Source organism: Leifsonia sp. Root1293 (assembly GCF_001425325.1).
Lineage (GTDB): Bacteria > Actinomycetota > Actinomycetes > Actinomycetales > Microbacteriaceae > Orlajensenia.
The window spans coordinates 88921-110552 of the sequence record NZ_LMEH01000002.1 but is presented as its reverse complement, the minus strand read 5'-3'; the positions used below and the strand labels follow the sequence as shown (position 1 = coordinate 110552).

The following is a 21632-nucleotide window of genomic DNA, read 5'->3' as shown; positions in this document are numbered from 1 at the left end:
TCAGTCGGCGGCGTGAGTGTCGGCGTCGGCAGCACCCGTGGGCTCGGCCGAGCCCACGGGCCCGGCGCCCTCGTGCGCGGTGACGCCGTTGGCGCTCGCCGGAATGCGGCGCTCGAGCACTGCGGCGAGAACGCAGATGGCCGCGCAGCCGGCGACCATGAGTGCGATGTACCAGCCTCCGAGGTCGGCGTCGAGCAGGAGCCCTGCTGCCACAGGGCCCGTGATGGCTCCGCCCTGGAAGGCCGCCGAGTTGACGGCGTTGTACCGTCCGCGGGTGCGGTCTGTCGCGAGGTCGTTGTAGACGGCGGGAACCGTCGGCTGCAGGAGCGTCTCGCCGAAGGCGAAGATCCCCATGAAGGCGAGCACGCCGATCGCGGCGGCGAGGGAATCGGGAAGCAGCCCGGTCGCGCCGAGCACCAGCCAGGACGCCCCCCACACAGCGGCCATCACCTGCATGGCGCGCGTGCGTCGGCGCCCGGTCAGCCGTTTCAGCACGGCGAACTGCAGCAGCACGATCACGGCGGTGTTCACGGCGAAGGCGAAGCCGATCACCTGCGTCGACACCCCGGACACCTGCCGGGCGAATGCGGGGAACCCGGCCTCCATCTGTCCGTAGCCGATGAACACGGAGACGAAGGTGAGCAGGGTCAGCCAGCGGATGGCGGGCTGCCGGAGGATCTCCCGGTACCCGCTGGTCGGGGCGTCGTCCCCATCGGATGGGCTCTGCGTGTTGATGCGCCGCAGCGGTCCGAGCAGCAGCGCCATCGGGACGAGCGAGCTCGCGGCATCGATGAGGAAGACCGTGACGAAGGTGCCGGGGTCGGCCACATCGACGTAGAAGCCGCCGATGATGCCTCCGACCCCGATGCCGAGGTTCACGAGGGCGAAGTTGACGCCGAAGTACTGCTGGCGCAGGTCGCCCTGCACGACCGTCGCGATGAGGGCGTTGATGCCCGGCCACGAGACTCCGAAGTTCACGCCGATCAGCACCAGTGCCACGGCCGCCACGGCAGGGTCGGTCGAGAAGGCGAGCAGCGTGCATCCGGCCACCATCGAGGTCAGCCCGACGAGCAGCACGATCCTCGCGCCGAAGCGGTCGATGAGGGTGCCGCCGGGCCCGGTGACGATGAGGCCGGTCAGGGCGATCAGGCTCATCAGCGCACCCGAGAGCCCGAGGTCGAACCCGCGCACCTCGTGCAGGTAGATGATCGTGAACGGCAGGGTGAGACCTCGGCCGAACGTCGAGATCGCCACAGTGGACAACAGCCACCGCCCGGCCGTGGGCAGGGCGCGCCAGAATTCCGCGATACCGCTCATGGATCAAGTCTTGCGGATGCCGCCGACACGGTGCCAGCAGTGCGCCGAGTCCCGGCACCCGTCGGCCGTATCCGTGCTCGTATCCGTCGCCCCGACCCTCGGTGACCCGCGTCGGAGGCATAGGCTCGAGACATGCTGGCTACCCTCATCTATGGCGAACGTGACATCCGGGTCGAAGAGGTCGCAGACCCCGTTCTCTCCACGGGCGGTGACGCCATCGTGCGCGTCGTCGCCGCGTGCGTGTGCGGCTCCGACCTCTGGCCGTACCGGGGAGTGACCCCGACAGACGAACCGCACCGCATCGGTCATGAGTTCGTCGGCATCGTCGAGGAGGTGGGCCCGGACGTCGCCCGGATCAAGCCGGGCGACTTCGTGATCGCGCCGTTCTACGTCTGCGACGGCACCTGCGTGAACTGCCTCAACGGCGTCAGCACCTCGTGCCTGCAGGGCGGCTGGTGGGGTGGCGACGACAGGGTCGGCGGGTTCGCCGACGGCGGGCAGGGCGAGCGCATCCGCGTGCCCCTCGCCGACGGGACCCTGTTCGCGCTCGAGGAGCAGCCTGACGAGGCCCTCATTCCGAGCCTGCTCACCCTCAGCGACGTATTCGGCACCGGGCATCACGCGGCGGTGTCGGCGGGCGTCGGTCCGGGATCCGTCGTGGCCGTCGTGGGAGACGGAGCGGTCGGCCTCTGCGCCATCCTCGCGGCGAAGCGCCTGGGCGCCACCACGATCGTCGCGATGTCGCGGCACGCCGACCGCCAGGCCATCGCCCGCGAGTTCGGCGCCACCCACATCGTGGAGGAGCGCGGGGACGCCGGCGTGAAGGCCGTCAAGGCGCTCACCGGCGGCATCGGGGCAGACCAGGTTCTCGAGTGCGTCGGCACCAAGGAGTCGATGGACCAGGCGCTGCGCTCGACTCGTCCCGGCGGCATGGTGGGCTACGTCGGTGTTCCGAACGGCGGCCCCGAGCTTCCCGTGCGCAGCATGTTCGGCCGCAACGTGGGCGTGAACGGCGGGGTCGCGCCCGTGCGCGGCTACATCGCCGAGCTGCTGCCCGACGTGCTCTCCGGCAAGCTCAACCCGGGTCTGGTGTTCGACCTGACGCTCCCGTTGACGGATGCCGCAGAGGCCTACGCCGCGATGGACGAGCGCCGCGCCACGAAGGTGATGCTGCGCCCATGAGCTTCTACGACGATCTCCTCGCCCAGGAGCAGGAACTCCAGTTCGCCTCGTTCACTCACGACGATGCGTGGACGTTGGGCAGCGGCATCCGTGCTGCGGCGCACGAGGCGGCGCTGCCCGTCGCCATCGCCGTCTGGTTCGGCCCCCAGCGGGTGTTCCATGCGGCGCTGCCCGGGGCGAACGCCGACAACGACGTCTGGCTCGAACGCAAGTACCGCGTGGTGCAGCGCTACGGCCGCGCGTCGATGGCCGTCGGCGAGATGTTCCGCGAGGGCGGCAAGAACTTCGACGTCGACTCGCGGCTCGACCCGCGGGAGTACGCGGCGCACGGCGGCGTCGTGCCGATCAGCATCCGGAACGCCGGCATCATCGGTGCCGTGGGAGTGTCGGGACTGCCGCAGCGCGACGACCACGCGCTCGTGGTCGAGCATCTGCGGAGCCTGCTGGCCGCGCACCGGCTCTAGCGCGCGCAGCACCGGTGGTTGAGTAGCGCCGACGAAGTCGACGCGCACCCCGGTGGTTGAGTAGCGCCGACGAAGTCGACGCGTACCCCGGTGGTTGAGTAGCGCCGGCGAAGTCGACGCGTATCGAAACCATGATCTCGATACACGGCCGACTTCGTCGGGCGCTACTCGATCGGCGACATACGCGGCCGACTTCGTCGGGCGCTACTCGATCAGCGACACGGCTTACGCGGACTTCAGCACGATCTCGTCGAGCGACAGGCGCGTGCGCGGAGCGACCTCGCGCTCACGCAGGGCGTCGGGAAGCGACGCGGCGTCGCCGAGCACGCCGAGAGCCGTGATCGAGACGATCTCGAAGCGCTCCTCGAGACCGAGGGCCTCGTGCAGCGCGGCGATCTCGATGCCGCCCATCTGGTGGGTGTGCAGGCCCTCGTGCTGCGCCTGCACGGTGAGGTGGGCGACGGCCTGGCCGAGGTCGTAGCGCGCGAAGGGGCGCGGCTTGCCCTCGGGGTCGATGATCTCGGCGATGTTCACGATGAGAACGGCTGCCGAGTCCGCCCAGACCTTGTTGAAGCCCATGAGGTTCTCGTGCACCGTGGTGAAGACGTCGCTTCCCCGGCTCGCCACGACGAAGCGCCACGGCTGCACGTTGTTGGCCGAGGGGGCCCAGCGGGCGGCCTCGAGGATGGAGTGCAGGGCGGCGGGATCGACCACCGCTGTCGGGTCGTACGCGCGCGGGCTCCAGCGCTCGACGAGCGGGGTGATGAGAGCAGCCGTGGTGTCGGCGTGACGCGAGGTGTCTGTGATGAGAGTCATCGGGAGAGCAGCTTTCCAGTGGATGCGAATGGGCCGGGGCGACGCTGTCCCACGCTCTACAACACCACGCGCCGCTGCTTATTCCATGAGTGCGCATGGAACGGCACCCCACCGGCAGCGCCGGTGGCGGCGCGAGACTACGCCGTGGTCTCCCGGGCGATCGCCGCGACGAACGTGTCGATGTCGGCCTCCGTGGTGTCGAAGCCGCACATCCAGCGCACCTCGTTCTTCGCGGCGTCCCAGTCGTAGAACCGGAACTGCGACCGCAGCCTGTCGGCCACGCCGTCGGGGAGGATCGCGAACACGCCGTTGGCCTCCGTCGCCTGCGAGAACGAGACCCCGCGGATGCTCCCATCGGCCACGCCCGCCTCGATGGAGGAGCGGAGGCGCGCCGCCATGGCGTTCGCCTGTGAGGCGTTGCGGTGCCAGAGGTCTCCCTCGAGGAGGGCGATCAACTGCGCCGAGATGAAGCGCATCTTCGAGGCGAGCTGCATGTTCATCTTGCGGAGGTAGATGAGTCCGTCGGATGCGGCCGGGTCGAGGACGACGATGGCCTCACCGAACATCAGGCCGTTCTTGGTGCCGCCGAAGCTCAGCATGTCCACTCCGGCATCGCGGGTGAAGGCGCGGAAGTCCTGGTCGAGCGCGGCTGCCGCGTTGGCGAGCCTGGCTCCGTCCATGTGCAGCTTCATGCCGTGGATGTGGGTGTACTCGGCGATCGCCGCGATCTCGTCGACCGAGTACAGCGTCCCGAGTTCGGTCGACTGAGTGATCGAGACCGCGAGGGGCTGTGCGCGGTGTTCGTCTCCCCAGCCCCATGCCTGCTGGGCGATGAGCTCGGGGGTCAGCTTGCCGTCTGGGGTGTCGACCGTGAGCAGCTTGATGCCGCCGATGCGCTCGGGGGCTGCATTCTCATCGGTGTTGATGTGCGCGGTCGATGCACAGACCACGGCGCCCCAGCGGGGGAGCATCGACTGCAGGGCGTTCACGTTCGCCCCCGTGCCGTTGAACACCGGGAAGGCCTGCACCCCGGGTCCGAAGTGCTGGGCGAAGACCTCCTGCAACCGCTCCGTGTAGGCGTCCTCGCCGTAGGAGATCTGGTGGCCGCCGTTGGCGGCCGCGATGGCCTCGAGGATCTCCGGGTGCACGCCGGAGTAGTTGTCGGAGGCGAAGCCGCGGATGTTCGGGTCGTGGAGCGTTTCAGTCACCCGTCCATCCTCCCATCGACGTCGAGTGCCTCGTGACTGGGTACGCTGGGGCAGCGCCTCGTGGCGCGGACGTGAGGCGGATGATGGCGACGGATGCAGGGACACGGCGTCGCTCGCGCGCCGACACCGCCCGAGCCATCGAGGGTTCGGCGATCGCCCTGGTGCTGGCGCACGGCTATGCCGACGTGACCGTCGACATGATCTGCGACGCCGCGAAGGTCTCGCAGCGCACCTTCTTCAACTACTTCAAGACCAAGGATGCCGCCCTCCTCGGCAATGCGCTGCCCGAGGTCGACGCCGCCAGGGCTCGCGCCTTCGCCGATTCGACCGGCCCCTTCCTCGCCGAGGCGATCGCGCTGATCCGGGTGGACACCGAGTTCGTGTTCGACGACGAGAAGATGTTCGCCGACCGCATCCGGGCGATCTCGTCGCACCCCGAGCTGCTGGCCCGCCAGATGGAACGGCTCGCCGGCATCGAGACGGAACTGCGTCAGCTCATCGGCGCCAGGCTCACGCGGCAGCATCCGGAGCTCGATGCAGCCGACCTCGCCCTGCAGACCGATTTCATCACCAACATCGTGGCCGGGGCCATGCGGTTCCTCGGGCAGGCGATCGCCCGGTCGATCGAGAGCGGTGAGCCGCCCCTCGACCAGGCCAGGCTCGGCAGCCTCATCGCCGACGTGCTGCCGCGCCTCGGCTGACGGCCGGGTCTCCCCGACCGCCAGCCGACCGGCCGCAGCCCTCCCCCGAGGGATCGCAGCCGCCGGACGGATTCCCCCGAATCCGGCCGGACGTTCAGCCCTTGATCGCGTCGGCCAGCTTCACGCGGCCGCCCATCTTGAGCAGGGAGTTGGAGTAGACGCGCTCGCCGATCCAGAGCACAACGGCCGTCGTGACGAGCAGGATGCCGAGCGACAGGAACGGCTCCCACCATTCCGCCTGTCCGAGGAAGATGCGCATCGGCATCCCGACGGGAGCCGAGAACGGGATGTAGCTCATGATGGCGAGCACCGTGGCGTTGTCGTTGAAGAAGATCACCAGGAAGTACGGGATCATCACCAGCATGGTCACCGGAGAGGTGACGCTGCCCACGTCTTCGGCACGGGACACGAGCGCCGCTGTGGCTGCGAAGAGGGCGGCGAGCATGACGAAGCCGACCAGGAAGAAGATCACGAACCAGACCACCGACTCGCCGAGGCCGCCGATGAGCACGCGTTGGCCGGTGACCATCAGCCCGCCTATGGCGATCACCGCTATCGCGACGATCTGGCCGATGGCCAGCACGCTGTTGCCGATCACCTTGCCGGCGAGCAGAGCCCGCACGGGAACCGTCGACAGCAGGATCTCGACCACTCGGGTCTGCTTCTCCTCGACGACGCTCTGCGCGATGGTCGAGCCGAAGGTGATGGCCGACATGAAGAACACCAGGCCGAAGCCGAGAGCGACGATGTAGGTGAGGAACGGATCGGGCGCGTTCGGGTCGAGCAACTCGACGCCCGGAGCAACGCTCAACGTCGAGACGACGGTATTGGGGATGGAGTCGTAGCCGATGACGGTCACCCCGGTTCCGCCCGATCCCGGCACGACGATGGCTTCGATGTCCCCGTCGCGCAGCATCTTCTCGGCGGCGGCCCGGTCATCGGCAGGCACGACGTCGAGCTTGGTCTCGCCGACGAGCTGCGCGGCCGAGCCGATCACGGCCACCTTCGGCTCCGACTGGTTCGCGCTGGCGATGCTGCCGAACAGCACCGATGCGAGCACGGCCAGCATGAGGATGCCGGTCGAGATGAGGAACGCCTTGCTGCGCAGGCGCATGCGGATCTCGCGACCCGCGACGAGGGCGATGCTCGACCCGAGCGATGGCGCCGTGTAGTCGGTGGTTCTGGTGGTGCTCTGGGTGGTGCTCATCGCACGACCTCCTTGAAGATCTGGGCCAGGGTGACCTTCTGACGACCGAAGCTGACGACGTCGCCGTGCGTCAGCGCTTCACGCAGCACCGCCTGGCGGGCGGCATCCGTCTCGGCCTCGAACAGGGCATAGCCGCCGTCGAACTCGATCACCCGGATGCCGGGGAGGCCGCGCAGCCACCCGACGTCGCTGTCGAGCAGCAGCTCGTAGGTGGCCGGTGCGTGGATGTCGCGCAGTTCGGAACGGGGTCCGGCGGCGCGGATGCGTCCGTCGGCGATGATCACCAGGTCGTCGCAGAGCCGCTCGACGATGTCGAGCTGGTGGGAGGAGAACAGCACGGGCGCTCCCTGACCGGCGTAGTCGGTCAGCACCGCCTGGACGGCCTCGACGGCGATGGGGTCGAGGCCGGAGAACGGCTCGTCCAGCACGAGCACATCCGGGTGGTGGACGAGCGCCGCGGCGATCTGGGCGCGCTGCTGGTTTCCGAGCGACAGGCTCTCGACGGTGTCGTCGATGCGCTCGGCGAGCCCGAGCCGCTCGAGGAGGTCGAGGGCGTTGCGGCGAGCGGATGCCGGATTCCAGCCGTGCAGCCGGCCGAAGTAGACGATCTGCTCGAGCACCTTCATCTTCGGGTACAGGCCGCGTTCCTCGGGCATGTAGCCGAAGCGGCGCCGGTCGACGGCCGTGAGTGGAGACCCGTCGGAGGTGACGGTGCCAGCGTCGGCCCCGAGCACCCCGAGGATGATGCGCATGGCCGTGGTCTTGCCTGCGCCGTTGCCGCCGACGAAGCCGGTCATCCGGCCGTCGCCGACCGTGAAGCTCACGTCGTCGAGAGCGGTGCGTTCGCCGTAGCGTTTGGTGATGTGCGTCAGTTCGAGCATGGCTCAACGCTACGGACGCCGTACGGCGTGCGCATCCGTCTCACGGATGGTTCGCATCCTCGATCTGGGCGGCGGTATCACCCGTGCGGCGGAGGTCGACGCTTCGAGCGCGGCAGTTCACAGGAGCGCGTCAGTGCACAGGATGAGGAGCACGTTGAGGGCTGTGCGCCGGGCATCCTGCTCGTGGTCCTGTAAAGGAAAGCCGGCTTCGGCGCGGCCCGCCGCGCTACTCGGCGGGCCGCACCACGCCGTTCTCGTAGGCGTAGACGACCGCGTGCACCCGGTCGCGCAGGCCGAGCTTCTGCAGCACCTTCGACACATGGGTCTTCACCGTCGCCTCGCCCACGAAGATGCGGGAGGCGATCTCCGCGTTCGAGAGCCCCTCGGCCAGCAGCACCAGCACCTCCTGCTCACGGTCGGTGAGCGGCGTCGCCGGTGTCGCAGACCGCGTGGTCGGCGGTTCCGGGGCATGCGGAATCTCAACGGATGCGCCGCTCGAGGCGCCCCCGTCCCCGCCTCCGCTCCCGCCTCCGAACGCGGCGATCACACGCCTGGTCACGGCGGGCGAGAGCAGCGCCTCGCCGCGCGCGATCACCTGCACGGCCTCGATGAGGTCCTCGGGCGTGGAGTTCTTGAGGAGGAAGCCGCTGGCTCCGGCCCGCAGCGCCGTGAACAGGTAGTCCTCGCGGTTGAAGGTTGTGAGCACGAGCACCGCCGAGTGCAGTGCGGCATCCGTCGTGATGATGCGGGTGGCCTCGAGGCCGTCCATGCCGGGCATCTGCACGTCCATGCAGACGACGTCGGGGCGCAGCTCTCGGGTGCGTTCGACGGCCTCCGCGCCCGATGCGGCCTCGCCCACGACCTCGATGCCCGGCTCCGAGGCGAGGATGGTGCGGAATCCTCCGCGCACCAGAGCCTGGTCGTCGACGATCAGCACCCGGATCATGCGCCGCCCTCGCGTCCGGATGCCGCGGCCTCAGCCCCGGCGCCCACGCCGATCCCCAGAGGGAAGCGCGCTCGCACGAGCCAGCCGCCTCGGCTGCGCGGCCCGGCCTCGACGACGCCGCCGACGGCATCGGCGCGTTCCAGCATGCCGATGATGCCGAGACCGGACCCCGTGCCGCCGCGAACGTGCGCCCGCCCGGCCGCGGTGGAGAGCCCGGTGTTCGCGACCTCGAGCTCGAGAGCGTCGTCGAGATAGCGCAGTCGCACATCGGCCGTCGCCCCGGCGCCGGCGTGCTTGCGCGCGTTCGTGAGTGCCTCCTGCGTGATCCTGTATGCGGTGAGTTCCACCGTCGCCGGCACCGGGCGTTCGGCACCGATCACCGTGAAGGCGGCCGGCAGTCCGGCCGCCTCGGCCTGGCCGACGAGCGCCGGCAGCTGAGCCAGCCCGTGCGTGCTGGCGGCATCCGTCATCGCGACCGCCCCGGTGTCGAGACTGTCGTCGCGCAGGGTCCCGAGCAGGCGGTGGAGCTCGTCGACCGCTGAGCGCGCGCTGTCCTCGATGGCGCTCAGGGCATCGGATGCCGCCCGGGGATCCGTCGCGACGACGCGACGTGCCGCCCCGGCCTGAACCCCCATGACGGAGACGTGGTGGGCGACGACGTCGTGCAACTCCCTGGCGATGCGCACCCGCTCGAGAGCGACGGCCTGCCCCTCGGCCCGGGCGCGGGCTCCGGCCAGCTCGGCCGTGCGTTGCGCGAGGGCGGCCCGCTCCCTGGCGGCGCGGTAGGCGGAGTCGCCGAAGTACCAGGCGCCCCAGAAGAACAGGAGGTTCGTGAAGATCTGGATGGCGCCGAAGGCGATGTAGGGCGACATGAAGCCGTCCCCGTCGGTCGACCGCTCCAGGTCGGGGAGGTAGTCCTGCACGGCCGAGAAGAAGATGAGCTGCCAGAACAGCCAGGCGAACATGCCCACCACGATCAGTCCGCGCGTGATGTTGGCGAGCAGGCGGCTGCGCCCCCACGCCCCCACCGTGTACACGGAGATGAACAGCACGATCTGGCTGATCAGCAGCTCGGCGACCTGCCCGATCACGCCCGCGGCGTAGACGATGCTCACCACGACGGCGATGATCTCGGGGAACCGGCGGCGTGCGGCGAGCGGCAGGCTCATTCCGGCAGCCCAGAGCAGAGCCAGCCACCACGGTTCGTCGGCGTAGGTGCCGCTCGCCCTGTAGAAGACCAGGCTCACGGCGCTCCCGACGAGCAGAACCAGGGCCAGGATCGCGTCGTTCCTGTAGCCGTGGGTGTCCGGCCTGGGACGCACCCACTCGACGCCCTCGATGACCGCGGGCGCTCCGGGGCCGGCGGTGGGCGCTGCGGTGGAGGAGCTCATGCCTTCACGCTAGCGAAACGGCGGTGGGGCGCCATCCGTCGCGCGGGGGAGAGGCGACCTTCAGCGGTCAGCGAGCGGATGCCGTCTTCGGCGCCGGGAGCACGTACTTCAGCAGCAGCCAGGTGGCGAGGGCGGTGATGACCCAGACGATGACTGTGGCCAGGATCCATGCGAAGACGCCGTCGAAGCTCAGTCCGTCGGTGACCAGCGATGCGACCAGCAGGGCCACGAAGGTCGACAGGAGGCCGGCGATCCCTGCGACGACAGGCGCCTGACGCGACGTCAGCTTGCGCACGAGCCATTCGACGAGCGCCTGCACGAGCGCGAACACCACGATGGCCACGAAGAATCCGGCCGTATGCAGGTGGAAGTCGGGGATGATCAAGGAGGCCACAAGCAGGCCGAGCGCCGCGCTCCCGAGGAAGATCGCCGCTCGGATCAGGATTCGCACCATGTGATGACGGTAGCGGCTCGACGCCCGCGACCGCTACGCCGGTTCGGCCGCCCGCTGGAGGGCCAGGTACTGGTGCACCATCGCGATCGCCATCCCGCCCTCGCCGACTCCTGCCGCCACCCGCTTGACCGACCCGGAGCGGACGTCGCCGATGGCGAAGACTCCCGGGGCGCTGGTCTCGAGGGCGAAGGGGCGACGTCGCCCCGTCCACTCCGGCGAGTCTGCGGCATCCGGTCCGGTGAGGATGAAACCGTCGGCGTCGCAGGCGACGGCTGCCGGGAGCCACTCCGTGGAGGCGTCGGCGCCGATCATCACGAAGACGATCGAGAAGGCCCTGCGGGTCGTCGTGCCCGATGCCCGGTCGATCACGTCGACACCGGTGAGGCTGGACTCGCCGTGCAGCGCGACCACCTCGCTGCGCGTCTCGACGCTGATGGCGTCGGTCTCACCGATCTGATCGATCAGGTACTGCGACATGCTCGATTCGAGCGACTGACCGCGCACCAGCATGGTGACCGAGCGGGCGTGCCGCGAGAAGAAGATCGCCGCCTGGCCGGCCGAATTGCCCGCACCGATGATGCAGACCTCTGCACCCTGTGCGAGAGCAGAGTCGCTGCGCGCTGCGCCGTAATAGACCCCGTTGCCCAGGAAGTGCTCGACCTCGGGCAGAGGCAGCGTTCTCCAGTCGACTCCGGTGGCCACGATGACGACGGGGGAGCGCAACACGTCACCTCCGTCGAGCACGATCTCGTTGCTGTCGGGCCGCAGCGCCTCGACCGTGCGTGTGACCACGATCTCCGCACCCAACCGGCGGGCCTGGGCGAGCGCCCGGCTGGCGAGGTCGTCGCCCGAGATGCCATAGGGGAAGCCGGTGTAGTTCTCGATGCGGGTCGAGGTGCCGGCCTGGCCACCCGGGGCGAGGGATTCGATGACCACGGTGCGCAGGCCCTCGGCGGCGCCGTTGACCGCGGCTGTCAGGCCGGCCGGGCCGGCGCCGAGGATCACGACGTCGTAGTCCGTGGCCGTCGGCTCGACGGTGAGCCCCACGGCGATGGCCAGGTCGCGCATCTCGGGGGCGATCAGGCGGTCGCCATTCGCCAACTCGACCACGGGATAGCTCGCTCCGGCGACGGCCGCGTCGAGCACCACCCGCTCGTAGGACACCTGGTTGCGCGTGAGGAATCCAGCGACCCTGTGCAGCCGGGCGTCGAAGCGCGGCCCGATCAGGCGCACCTCGATGGCCGGCTTCTCGGCCGCGAGTTCCTGCAGGGAGTCGACGTATCGTCGAGCGAGGACGGCCACCTTTTGCGGAACCGACGGAGCCATCGCAGCCAGCGTATAGAACGCCCTCACGTCGAGCTTGATGATGCGCGACGCCTGCGTGGTGCGGCCGCTCGCCGGGAACTGCGTGCTGAACGTCATCGGCACCTCGCCGAAGAACTGCCCGGGCTCCCGCACGCCGATCACGCGCTCCCGTCCGTTGACGATCTTGGTGATCTCGGCGCGGCCGTCCACCACGATGAAGAGTGCTCGCTCGTCGCCCTCGTGCGCGAAGTACTCTCCGGATGGCACGTGGATGTCCTCCACCACGCCGGCCAGGTATTCCAGCGCTTCGGTTCCCACGGGGCCGAAGAGCTGGCGGAGTTCGTCGACGGAGATCATGGGCCGAAGCTAACGGGCCGAGGCGGATGCCGTCAACGAGATCAGCTGCCTGCATCCGCGGCGCACTAGCGGAAGAGGCCGTATCGGGTGGACCATGGGCAGAATGAACCCCGCCGCCCGCCGCGTCCAGCGCATCTACCTGGTTCTCATGCTGGGCAATACCCTGGCGGCATCGCTCATCTGGGGCATCAACACCCTGTTCCTGCTCGACGCCGGTCTCACGAACTTCGAGGCATTCGCCGCCAACGCCTTCTTCACTGCCGGCATGGTGCTGTTCGAGGTGCCGACCGGAGTGGTCGCCGACACTGTGGGGCGCAAGGCTTCGTACCTGCTCGGCACGGTGACACTCGCCATCACGACAGCCATGTACTGGATGCTCTGGGTGTGGCACGCCCCCTTCGTCTGGTGGGCGATCGTGTCGGTGCTGCTCGGCCTCGGATTCACCTTCTTCTCGGGTGCCGTGGACGCGTGGCTGGTGGATGCGCTCGCGTTCACGGGGTTCACCGGTTCTCTCGAGGGGGTGTTCGGGCGAGGGCTGATCGTGACGGGCATCGCCATGTTCACGGGCTCCGTCCTCGGCGGCTTCATCGCGCAGCTGACGAACCTCGGGGTGCCCTTCGTGCTCCGGGCTGTCGTGCTCGTGATCATGTTCATCGTGGCTGCGCTGGTGATGAAGGATCTCGGCTTCACGCCCGACCGTTCGGAAGGGCCGATCCTGGCGACCCGCACCGTGCTGCGGGCATCCATCCAGTACGGCCTGAAGAAGCGATCGGTGCGCTTCATGATCCTGGCGGCGCCCTTCGCGTCTGGCGTCGGAATCTACGCCTTCTACGCACTGCAGCCGTACCTGCTCGAGCTCTACGGCGACACCAGCGCCTACGGGATCGCGGGTCTCGCGGCCGCCATCCTCTCGCTCGCGCAGGTGGCGGGAGGCGTGCTCGCCCCGCGAGTGCGCGGCATGGTCCGCAAGCGCACGACCGTCGTGATCTCGGCATCCGTCGCCAGTGTCTGCCTGCTCATCGCCCTGGGCCTCAACTCGATCTTCTGGCTGGCCCTGGTGCTGCTGGTGCTCTGGGGCTTCGTCTTCGCCGTCGTCGGCCCGGTGCGCCAGGCCTACCTCAACGGCATGATCCCGTCGAAGCAGCGCGCCACGGTGCTCTCGTTCGATTCCCTGTTCGGCAGCGCCGGCGGCGTCGTCATCCAGCCGGCCCTCGGTCGGGCGGCCGACCTGTGGGGCTACGGCACGTCCCTCGTGATCGGCGGCGTCATCGAACTCGCCGCGATTCCGTTCCTGGTCGCGAGCCGGGCCCAGAACGATCCGTCGGACACGGCGGCCTCGGTGTCGGATGCCGACCCAGGGCCTGTCGCTGATGCCGACCCGGCGGTGCCGCAGCCCTGAGGCCCCGCGCCGCCGCCGGCCTCGTGCTGGAAAGCGAGGACTTTCCGCGTTTCCGGCGCGCCTTCGAGTCGTTCGGGCCTGCTTTCGCGAGAAGTTCCTCGCTTTCCAGAACGTCATCACGCGCTGACGGCAACCGGCCCTTGTGAGGATTCCTCAACAGGTCCACCATGGGCTGGTACGGTCTCCCGCCCGACGACTGCTAGGTATTCCGATGTCTCATCGCACGCTCCCCTTCATCGCCATCCTCGCCGGCGCGGCGCTGGCGATCACCCCGGCACTTGCGGCCTCGGCGGCTCCGTCGAGCGCTCCGATCGCCGCGAAACCGAGCCCTGGTGCACCGGGCATCGGCGACCCGTACTTCCCGCTGTCGGGAAACGGCGGCTACGACGTGAAGCACTACGGCCTGAACATCGACTACGTCCCATCGACCGATCTGCTCACCGGGCACGCGCTCATCACGGCCAAGGCGACGCAGAACCTGAGCCGGTTCGACCTCGATCTGCACGGGTTGAGCGTGAAGTCGATCACGGTCAACGGGAGGAAGGCCACCTGGAAGCGTTCCGGCGACGAGCTCGTGGTGACGCCGGCCTCGACTCTCCGGAAGGGGTTCCCGTTCTTCACGACGGTCTCCTATGCCGGCGTCCCGCAGCTCTACGAGGACTCGGTCCTCGGAACCGCCGGCTTCTTCAACACCGACGACGGCACCCTCGTAGCCGGCCAGCCGTTCGTGGCGGCGAGCTGGTTCCCCTCGAACGACCACCCGGCCGACAAGGCCCTGTACTCCATCCGGATCACGGTCCCCCGGGGCGTCGAGGCGATCTCGAACGGCAAGCTGCTGGGTCACGGGCGCATCGGGAACAAGGACCAGTGGGTCTGGAATGTCGACGAGCCCATGGCCAGCTACCTGGCGACGGCCACCATCGGCCAGTTCGACATCGATCAACGCGACGTCGCCGGGATCCACTACCTCGACGCCATCGATCCCGACCTGTTCGCGGCGCCGGTCACTCCCCGCACCGGCACGGCCTTCGCCTACACCCAGAGGGCCGACGACGCCTACAAGCGGCTCGGCCGCACCATCGCAGTCCCGGCCGCGGGTGGTTCGCTGACCTTCTGGATGGACCGCTCGGTCGAGCAGGGCTGGGACTTCACCTTCGTCGAGGCTGCTCCGACCGGCACCGACGATTGGACCACACTGCCCGAGGCATCCGGTATCACGACCCCGGATGCCGGGAACTCGGGCTGCGCCGACCTTCTCGCGCAGCATCCGTTCCTCGCCCACTACCTCGGCGACGACGGCTCGGGCGACGCCTGCCTGCCCTCGGGAACCACCGGCACCTGGTCGGCCGCAACGGGATCGGGCGACGGCTGGGAACTCTGGACGATCGATCTCGGCGACTACGCCGGCCAGTCGATCGACCTGTCGATCGCCTCCGTCAGCGACTACACCTTCCAGGGCGACGGCGTGGCTCTCGACGACGTCACCGGCCCCGGCGGGCAGGGGACGACCTCGTTCGAGGCGGATGCCGACCCGCTCGACGGCTGGACTGTTCCGGGCGCGCCAGAGGGCAGCCCCGGCAACCTCAACGACTGGATCGCGACGAGTGAAGGGCCTGCCCCGGTCGGCGAGCAGGTCAGCGCGAGTCTGGCCCGGGAGCCCGAGGTCATCGGCTTCCTGGCGGCGCAGTTCGGCCCGTATCCCTTCGACGAGGCCGGTGGGATCGTCGACGACGCCCAAGGCCTCGGCTTCGCTCTCGAGAACCAGACCCGGCCCATCTACGACCAGTCCTTTTTCAGCGGCGCGCCGGAGCAGGGAGACGGTGTCGTCGTGCACGAACTGGCTCACCAGTGGTTCGGCGACGACGTGGCGCTGAAGCGCTGGAGCGACATCTGGCTGAACGAGGGCTTCGCCACCTACGCCGAATGGCTGTGGGCCGAGCACGAGGGCTACGCAGATCCGCAGGCGTACTTCGACGACCTGTACTCGATACCTTCCGACGACGAGTTCTGGAGCCTCACCATCGGTGATCCGGGACCGGACGCCATCTTCGACGGCGAGGTCTACGACCGGGGTGCCATGACGGTGCACGCGCTGCGACTCACCGTCGGCGACGATGCCTTCTTCGACATCCTGCAGACGTGGACGCGGGAGCATTCGGGCGGCACCGGCACGACGGCGCAGTTCATCGCGCTCGCCGAGTCGGTCTCAGGCGCGGACCTCGGCGGTCTCTTCGACGCCTGGCTGTTCACGGGTGAGAAGCCAGCGGCACCGGATGCGGCAGCCGATGCGCGCACCTTCGGGGCGCCGGGCGCTCACGTGAAGCTGCTCGCGCCCTCGCATCCGGAGCAGCGCAAGTCGCCGGTCGAGTAGCCCGCGAGCGAAGCAAGCAGGCGTATCGAGACCACGCCCCACCGCGGAATCCACGGAGGGGGCGTGATCTCGACACGCGTTCGACTTCGTCGGTCGCTACTCGCTCAGCGGGCGGCGAGTGCCGGTCAGGCCGTGGCGGCCGTGATCCCGACGGTCGACTCGATGACGGTCTTCATCTTCTTGTCGAGCGCCTCGAAGAACATCGACAGCGGGAACTCGTCGTCGAGCACGAGATCGGTGTAGCCCTTCGGAGCTCCGGCGAGCACCTCGAGCGGCAGCCCACGGGCCCAGTTCGACGCCGGGTTCGGCGTCAGCACCCCGGCAACGAGGTCGTAGGCAGCGAGCCAGTGCGCGGTCTTCGGGCGGTCGATCGATTTCCAGTAGAGCTCGTCGATGGCGTCGCCGAGAGCGACGACGGCATCCGGAACAGCCTCCCAGTCGAAGGTCAGCTGGGTGTCGGTCCAGTGCAGCACGTGGTGCTGGTGCAGCCAGGCGAACAGCAACTGACCGCCGAGGCCGTCGTAGTTGCGCACGCGCGAGCCGGTGATCGAGAAGCGGAAGATGCGGTCGAAGATCACCGCGTACTGAACCAGCGTCGAATGGTGCAGCGTCTCGGCGTCGATCTCGCCGAGAGTCTCCCCCTGGGCGACGCGTGCACGCAGTGCCCGGGTGATCTTCACCGACTCCCGGAACGCCGTGAGGTCGCAGCGCAGCTCCTCGAGCGAGTAGAGGAAGAAGGGCATCCGCTGCTTGATCATGAACGGGTCGAACGGCAGGTCGCCGCGCATGTGCGTGCGGTCGTGGATGAGGTCCCACATCACGAAGGTCTCCTCCGTGAGCCGCTGGTCGTCGAGCATGGCCGCGGCATCATCGGGCAGGTCGAGCTTGGTGATCTCGGATGCCGCCCGCACGACGCGGCGGTAGCGCGCTGCCTCGCGGTCCTGGAAGATCGCGCCCCACGTGAACGTGGGGATGGCGCGCATGGCGACGGTCTCGGGGAACAGGACCGCCGAGTTGGTGTCGTAACCGGGCGTGAAGTCGACGAAGCGGATGGGCACGAACAGCTTGTTCCCGTAGTCGCCGGCCTCGAGCGCCGAGATGAACTCGGGCCAGATGACCTCGACCAGTACGGCCTCGACGAAGCGGTTGGTCGAGCCGTTCTGCGTGTACATCGGGAAGACGACGAGGTGACGCAGGCCGTCGATGCGGTGCTGCTGCGGCTGGAACGCCATCAGCGAGTCATGGAAGTCGGGAACGCCGAAGCCCTCGGCGGCCCAGCGCTCGAAGTCCACGACGAGGGCGTCGAGATAGGCGGCGTCGTGCGGGAAGGCCGGGGCCAGCTCGGTCACGGCGCTCGTGAGCATCGACACCAGGCCGTGAGCGTGCGCGTGAGCCTCGGCATCCGGAACCGAACCGTCCTTGACCTGCAGGGTCTGCAGTGTGGTCGCGGCATCCTTCAGGCGGAGCCAGGCGGGATGGGTCTCGACCTCCGCGGCGAGGTGGCGCACATCCTCGAGGACCTCGGGCTCTCCGATGACGGCCTGCGTTGACAGCGTGGCGTTGGACAATGTGAACCTCCGATCCTTCTGGGCGCGCAGGGGAATCCCCGCTCATCCAAGGCTAGACGGGCTGACCGGGCGTTTTCTTGAGGGTCGACGCGGCTTTACTGCGTGCGTTCCGAGTGGCGAGCGGATTCCCGCTGCTGCGCGCAACGGATGCGGCGGAGCGTCATGTGCTGTCATGGCGGGGTCGCTTCACAGCTTGCTCATAGGCTGGTCATAGCGTGCGTGCCTAACGTGGCCCGCATCCACAACCCTTCGAAGAAGTCAGAGGTTCGTTTCGTGTCAACTCCCCGCTCCAGCAGCATCTCGCCGGCCAAGCTCGCCCTGCCGATCATCACCCTCGTGCTTGCGCTCGTTGCGGCCGTGGTGGGCTACGTGCAGACGACCACCGGCCTGGCCGACCTCAGCAAGGCGCTCGAGAGCCAGACCGCCACGGCGACAGACGTCTACGGCGGCCAGTCCGCCATCGGTGTGGCCTCCGCCATCCTCTCCGCCGGAATCATCGGCGTCGTCATCTCCCTCGCCGCCATCGGCATCCTCATCGGCCTCAACGGTTTCCGCCGTGACGTCGTGGTCGAGGACGTGATCCTCGACGAGGAGTTCCTCGACGATGACGTCGACGGCATCGACGAACTCCAGCTCGACCAGGCCGCTGCGCCTGCTGCGCCCGCCGCCCCGGCTGCCGCTGCACCCGCCGCTCCCGTTCACGCCGAGCCCGCCATCGTGACCGAGCCCGCTGCCGCTCCGGCTAAGCCCGCCGAGCCCGCCGCGGCTCCGGCCGAGCCGGCCGAGCCCGAGGCGCCGGCCGCTCGCTAGTCGGCACCGCACTCTCGACGGCCGCGGACTGCGGTGCGTCATCCGTCAGCGGTAGAGTCCGCTGGCATGACGGATGCCGTACCCCAGACCGCGGCCGTCGTGGTCTCTGCACTGGCCGAGCTCGCCGATCCCGCACGAGCGGCGAGCAGCCAGGGCTTCTTCAAGACGGCGCCGGGCCAGTACGGCGCGGGTGACGTCTTCCTCGGCGTCACGGTTCCGGCTCAGCGCCGGGTGGCGAAGCTCGTCCCGTCGCTGCCGCTGGCTGAGCTCGAAGTGCTGCTCGATTCCGAGGTGCACGAACACCGCCTGACCGGCCTGATCATCGCAGGCAACAGGTTCGAGCGCGCGTCGCGGACGGGCTCGCGCGACGAGACGCGGCGTGCCGAGCTCGCGGACTGGTATCTGGCGGCGGTGCATCGTGGCCGGGTGAACAACTGGGACCTCGTCGACTCATCGGCCGCTGTTATCCTCGGCGGGTGGTTGTTCGACCGCTCACGTGACGTGCTGTTCGAGCTCGCGGGAAGCCCCGTGCTCTGGGAACGCCGCGTGGCCATCATCGCGACACAGGGATTCATCAACCGCGGCGACGCATCGACCACACTGGAGCTCTCGCCCCTGCTCCTCGGCGACACCGAGGATCTCATGCACAAGGCCGTCGGCTGGATGCTGCGCGAGGTCGGCAAGCGCGTCGATCGCGAGCTGCTGATCGGCTTCCTCGACGAGTACGCCGGGCGGATGCCGCGCAAGGCGCTCTCTTACGCCACCGAGCACCTCGCCCCGGAGCAGCGCGCGCACTACAGGGCCGTGCCGCGTACGCACGCCCGCTGATCGAGTGGGCCGCGAGCCCAACCCCGCTGATCGAGGGGGCCGCATCCAAACCTCGCTGATCGAGTAGGCCGCGAGCGGAGCGAGCAGCCGTATCGAGATCGCATTCTCCGACCGTTCCCGCAGCGGCGCCAGCATCCTGCCGCCTGACAGGTGGTCTCGATACGCGTCCTCGCTGCGCGCGGTCGCTACTCGACCAACGGGGGCGTGACAGGTGGTCTCGATACGCGTCCTCGCTGCGCNGACAGGTGGTCTCGATACGCGTCCTCGCTGCGCGCGGTCGCTACTCGACCAACGGGGGCGTGACAGGTGGTCTCGATACGCGTCCTCGCTGCGCKCGGTCGCYACTCGACCAACGGGAGGGGACCCCAACGGTGGGACTCAGCGACCGGTGGCAGCCACGAGCTCCGCGATGCGACCCGGCACGCTCTCGTCCTGCAGCGACGTGGTGTCCCCGAGCGGGCGCCCATCCACGATGTCGACGAGCAGGCGCCGCATGATCTTGCCCGAGCGGGTCTTCGGCAGGTCGGGCACCAGCACGATGTCGCGCGGCTTGGCGATCGGACCGATGAGGTGCGCCACATGGCGGCGCAGCTCGTCGAGCAGCTCGGCGTCATCGAGCGCACCGGAGGACGGCACGACGAAGGCGGCGATAGCCTCGCCCGTGAGCGCATCCGTCACCCCCACAGCACCGGCCTCGCCTACGGCCGGGTGCGCGACGAGCGCCGATTCGATCTCGATCGTCGACAGTCTGTGGCCGGACACGTTGATCACGTCGTCGACGCGTCCCAGCAGCCAGATGTCGCCGTCGGCGTCGTACTTGGCGCCGTCGCCGGAGAAGAACAGGCCCTGTTCGGCGAAACGCGCCCAGTACGAGTCGCGGTAGCGCTCGGGGTTGCCCCAGATCGTGCGGGCCATGCCGGGCCAGGTGCCCGCGATCACGAGATAGCCGCCGGTTCCCCGCTCGACCTCGGCGCCGTTCTCGTCGACGACGGATGCCCGCAGCCCCGGCAACGCTCGCAGGGCGGATCCGGGCTTCAACGTGGAGACCCCGGGAAGCGGCGCCATGATGGCCGCACCGGTCTCCGACTGCCACCAGGTGTCGACGATCGGCGCACGACCGGCGCCGATGGTGTCGCGGAACCACATCCAGGCCTCGGGATTGATCGCCTCGCCGACGGATCCGAGCAGGCGGATGCTCGACAGGTCGTGCGCGGCCGGAACACCGTCGGGGAACCAGGTCATCAGGCTGCGGATCAGCGTGGGCGCCGTGTAGTACGTCGAGACGCCGTACCGCTCGATGATCTCGAAGTGCCGCCCCGGATGAGGCGTGTTGGGCGTTCCCTCGTAGATGACGCTCGTGACGCCGTTCGAGAGTGGACCGTAGAGCACGTAGCTGTGCGCCGTCACCCAGGCCAGGTCGGCAGTGCACCAGTACACATCGGTCTCGGGCTTGGCGTCGAAGACGGCCCAGTGCGTGTACGACGCGTGCGTGAGGTAGCCGCCGCTCGTGTGAACGAGGCCCTTGGGCTTCCCCGTCGTCCCGCTCGTGTAGATGATGAACAGCGCAGTCTCGGCGTCGAAGAACTCGGGCGTGTGCACGTCGGATGCCGCTGAGACGACGTCGTGCCACCAGACGTCGCGGCCCTCGGTCCACGGGATGTCGGGCGTCTCATCGCCGGTGCGGCGGATGACGAGCACGTGCTCGATCGACGCGACACCCGCGACGGCGGCATCCGCGGCCTCCTTGACGGCCACGGCCCGGCCGCGACGGAACTGGCCGTCGGTCGTGATGAGCAGCTTCGCCCCGGTGTCCTCCACCCGGAAACGGAGGGCCTCGGCCGAGAAGCCGCCGAAGACGAGGGAGTGCACGGCTCCGATGCGCGCGATGGCCAGGGTGGCGATCACGGTCTCGAGCAGCACGGGCAGGTAGACGACCACACGGTCGCCCTGCGTGATGCCGAGGGCGGTGAGGGCGTTGGCTGCTCGAGCGACCTCGCGCTGCAGCTCGGCGTAGCTGAGGGAACGGCGGTCGCCGCGCTCGCCCTCGAAGTGGAGGGCGATGCGCTCGCCGTGGCCGGCGTCGACGTGCCTGTCGACGCAGTTCACGGCGACGTTGAGGCGTCCGCCCGAGAACCACTCGGCACGCGGGACCGAGAGCTCGCCTGCGGCATCCGGCACCGCGGGCTCCCAGCTGTGATCCGTGTGCCAGGGCTCGGCCCAGTCGAGGCGTTCGGCCTGCTCGGCCCAGAAGGCGATGGGGTCGGATGCCGCCCGCTCGTACTCGGAGTGCTGAACGTTCGCCTGTGCGGCGAACTCCGCCGCTGCCGGGAACCGGCGCTGCTCGTCGAGGAGGGCGCTGATCGTCGCCGACGTGCTGGAAAGCGAGGAACTTCTCGCGGAAACAGGCCCGAGCGGCTCGGAATCGAG

The 21632-nt window shown here is 68.9% G+C and carries 18 protein-coding genes; 7 read left to right on the top strand and 11 right to left on the bottom strand.

Translation table 11 applies throughout. The annotated features are described in order from the left end of the window. The gene (locus tag ASC59_RS12335; protein WP_082513655.1) at positions 1-1317 is read right to left on the bottom strand and encodes an MFS transporter; all 1317 of its coding nucleotides are present in this window, start codon (positions 1315-1317) and stop codon (positions 1-3) included. A gap of 132 nt (positions 1318-1449) precedes the next feature. Between ASC59_RS12335 and ASC59_RS12330 the strand changes: the two genes are divergently transcribed. Beyond that, positions 1450-2499, top strand: a complete 1050-nt coding sequence (locus ASC59_RS12330; protein WP_055823551.1) for a zinc-dependent alcohol dehydrogenase family protein — start codon at positions 1450-1452, stop codon at positions 2497-2499. Further along, entirely contained in the window at positions 2496-2963 is a 468-nt protein-coding gene (locus ASC59_RS12325) for a heme-degrading domain-containing protein (RefSeq protein ID WP_055823547.1), read from the top strand. The genes ASC59_RS12330 and ASC59_RS12325 overlap by 4 nt, the downstream gene beginning before the upstream one ends. Before the next feature lie 225 nt (positions 2964-3188). Here the strand turns inward: ASC59_RS12325 and ASC59_RS12320 are convergent, their stop codons facing one another. Further along, positions 3189-3779: a nitroreductase family protein gene (locus tag ASC59_RS12320; RefSeq protein ID WP_055823545.1), complete on the bottom strand. Its 591-nt coding sequence runs from the start codon at positions 3777-3779 to the stop codon at positions 3189-3191. 137 nt (positions 3780-3916) lie between these two features. Next, positions 3917-4987, bottom strand: a complete 1071-nt coding sequence (locus tag ASC59_RS12315; protein WP_055823543.1) for a threonine aldolase family protein — start codon at positions 4985-4987, stop codon at positions 3917-3919. An 80-nt stretch (positions 4988-5067) separates the two neighbouring features. Here ASC59_RS12315 and ASC59_RS12310 point away from each other — a divergent pair, with 80 nt between their 5' ends. Next, a complete protein-coding gene (locus ASC59_RS12310; protein WP_082513654.1) occupies positions 5068-5688 on the top strand; it encodes a TetR/AcrR family transcriptional regulator in 621 nt (206 codons plus the stop codon). Between the two features lie 94 nt (positions 5689-5782). Here ASC59_RS12310 and ASC59_RS12305 read toward each other — a convergent pair whose 3' ends face one another. From ASC59_RS12305 to ASC59_RS12280, 6 genes are all read right to left on the bottom strand, one after another. After that, a complete protein-coding gene (locus tag ASC59_RS12305; protein WP_055823537.1) occupies positions 5783-6895 on the bottom strand; it encodes an ABC transporter permease in 1113 nt (370 codons plus the stop codon). Continuing rightward, positions 6892-7776, bottom strand: a complete 885-nt coding sequence (locus tag ASC59_RS12300; protein WP_055823534.1) for an ABC transporter ATP-binding protein — start codon at positions 7774-7776, stop codon at positions 6892-6894. The genes ASC59_RS12305 and ASC59_RS12300 overlap by 4 nt, the downstream gene beginning before the upstream one ends. Positions 7777-8002: 226 nt before the next feature. Further along, positions 8003-8722, bottom strand: a complete 720-nt coding sequence (locus ASC59_RS12295; RefSeq protein WP_055823531.1) for a response regulator — start codon at positions 8720-8722, stop codon at positions 8003-8005. After that, positions 8719-10113, bottom strand: a complete 1395-nt coding sequence (locus ASC59_RS12290) for a sensor histidine kinase (RefSeq protein ID WP_082513653.1) — start codon at positions 10111-10113, stop codon at positions 8719-8721. Before ASC59_RS12290 ends, ASC59_RS12295 begins: the two co-directional genes overlap by 4 nt. A 67-nt stretch (positions 10114-10180) precedes the next feature. Beyond that, positions 10181-10567, bottom strand: coding sequence for a phage holin family protein (locus tag ASC59_RS12285; RefSeq protein ID WP_055823528.1), 387 nt, complete (start codon positions 10565-10567; stop codon positions 10181-10183). A 33-nt stretch (positions 10568-10600) separates the two neighbouring features. Then, a complete protein-coding gene (locus ASC59_RS12280; protein ID WP_055823525.1) occupies positions 10601-12229 on the bottom strand; it encodes an FAD-dependent oxidoreductase in 1629 nt (542 codons plus the stop codon). 103 nt (positions 12230-12332) lie between these two features. Here ASC59_RS12280 and ASC59_RS12275 point away from each other — a divergent pair, with 103 nt between their 5' ends. After that, on the top strand, positions 12333-13628 hold the full coding sequence (locus ASC59_RS12275; protein WP_055823522.1) for an MFS transporter: 1296 nt from the start codon (positions 12333-12335) through the stop codon (positions 13626-13628). 211 nt (positions 13629-13839) lie between these two features. Beyond that, positions 13840-15999, top strand: a complete 2160-nt coding sequence (locus ASC59_RS12270; RefSeq protein ID WP_055823519.1) for a M1 family metallopeptidase — start codon at positions 13840-13842, stop codon at positions 15997-15999. A gap of 125 nt (positions 16000-16124) precedes the next feature. Here ASC59_RS12270 and ASC59_RS12265 read toward each other — a convergent pair whose 3' ends face one another. Beyond that, positions 16125-17567, bottom strand: a complete 1443-nt coding sequence (locus tag ASC59_RS12265; protein ID WP_055823517.1) for a DUF6421 family protein — start codon at positions 17565-17567, stop codon at positions 16125-16127. 273 nt (positions 17568-17840) lie between these two features. Here ASC59_RS12265 and ASC59_RS17520 point away from each other — a divergent pair, with 273 nt between their 5' ends. Both ASC59_RS17520 and ASC59_RS12255 read left to right on the top strand, forming a co-directional pair. Continuing rightward, positions 17841-18377, top strand: a complete 537-nt coding sequence (locus tag ASC59_RS17520; protein WP_055823515.1) for a hypothetical protein — start codon at positions 17841-17843, stop codon at positions 18375-18377. A 66-nt stretch (positions 18378-18443) separates the two neighbouring features. Next, positions 18444-19205: a DNA alkylation repair protein gene (locus tag ASC59_RS12255; RefSeq protein ID WP_055823511.1), complete on the top strand. Its 762-nt coding sequence runs from the start codon at positions 18444-18446 to the stop codon at positions 19203-19205. Positions 19206-19583: 378 nt separating this feature from the next. Here the strand turns inward: ASC59_RS12255 and acs are convergent, their stop codons facing one another. Next, entirely contained in the window at positions 19584-21566 is a 1983-nt protein-coding gene (gene acs / locus ASC59_RS12250) for an acetate--CoA ligase (RefSeq protein ID WP_055825425.1), read from the bottom strand. Positions 21567-21632: the final 66 nt, after the last annotated feature.

Excerpts from the sequence above, each read along its gene's own strand:
- ASC59_RS12335 (WP_082513655.1), bottom strand. The coding sequence starts at position 1,317 with ATGAGCGGTATCGCGGAATTCTGGCGCGCCCTGCCCACGGCCGGGCGG.
- ASC59_RS12330 (WP_055823551.1), top strand. The coding sequence starts at position 1,450 with ATGCTGGCTACCCTCATCTATGGCGAACGTGACATCCGGGTCGAAGAG.
- ASC59_RS12325 (WP_055823547.1), top strand. The coding sequence starts at position 2,496 with ATGAGCTTCTACGACGATCTCCTCGCCCAGGAGCAGGAACTCCAGTTC.
- ASC59_RS12320 (WP_055823545.1), bottom strand. The coding sequence starts at position 3,779 with ATGACTCTCATCACAGACACCTCGCGTCACGCCGACACCACGGCTGCT.
- ASC59_RS12310 (WP_082513654.1), top strand. The coding sequence starts at position 5,068 with ATGATGGCGACGGATGCAGGGACACGGCGTCGCTCGCGCGCCGACACC.
- ASC59_RS12305 (WP_055823537.1), bottom strand. The coding sequence starts at position 6,895 with ATGAGCACCACCCAGAGCACCACCAGAACCACCGACTACACGGCGCCA.
- ASC59_RS12300 (WP_055823534.1), bottom strand. The coding sequence starts at position 7,776 with ATGCTCGAACTGACGCACATCACCAAACGCTACGGCGAACGCACCGCT.
- ASC59_RS12295 (WP_055823531.1), bottom strand. The coding sequence starts at position 8,722 with ATGATCCGGGTGCTGATCGTCGACGACCAGGCTCTGGTGCGCGGAGGA.
- ASC59_RS12290 (WP_082513653.1), bottom strand. The coding sequence starts at position 10,113 with ATGAGCTCCTCCACCGCAGCGCCCACCGCCGGCCCCGGAGCGCCCGCG.
- ASC59_RS12285 (WP_055823528.1), bottom strand. The coding sequence starts at position 10,567 with ATGGTGCGAATCCTGATCCGAGCGGCGATCTTCCTCGGGAGCGCGGCG.
- ASC59_RS12280 (WP_055823525.1), bottom strand. The coding sequence starts at position 12,229 with ATGATCTCCGTCGACGAACTCCGCCAGCTCTTCGGCCCCGTGGGAACC.
- ASC59_RS12275 (WP_055823522.1), top strand. The coding sequence starts at position 12,333 with ATGAACCCCGCCGCCCGCCGCGTCCAGCGCATCTACCTGGTTCTCATG.
- ASC59_RS12270 (WP_055823519.1), top strand. The coding sequence starts at position 13,840 with ATGTCTCATCGCACGCTCCCCTTCATCGCCATCCTCGCCGGCGCGGCG.
- ASC59_RS12255 (WP_055823511.1), top strand. The coding sequence starts at position 18,444 with ATGACGGATGCCGTACCCCAGACCGCGGCCGTCGTGGTCTCTGCACTG.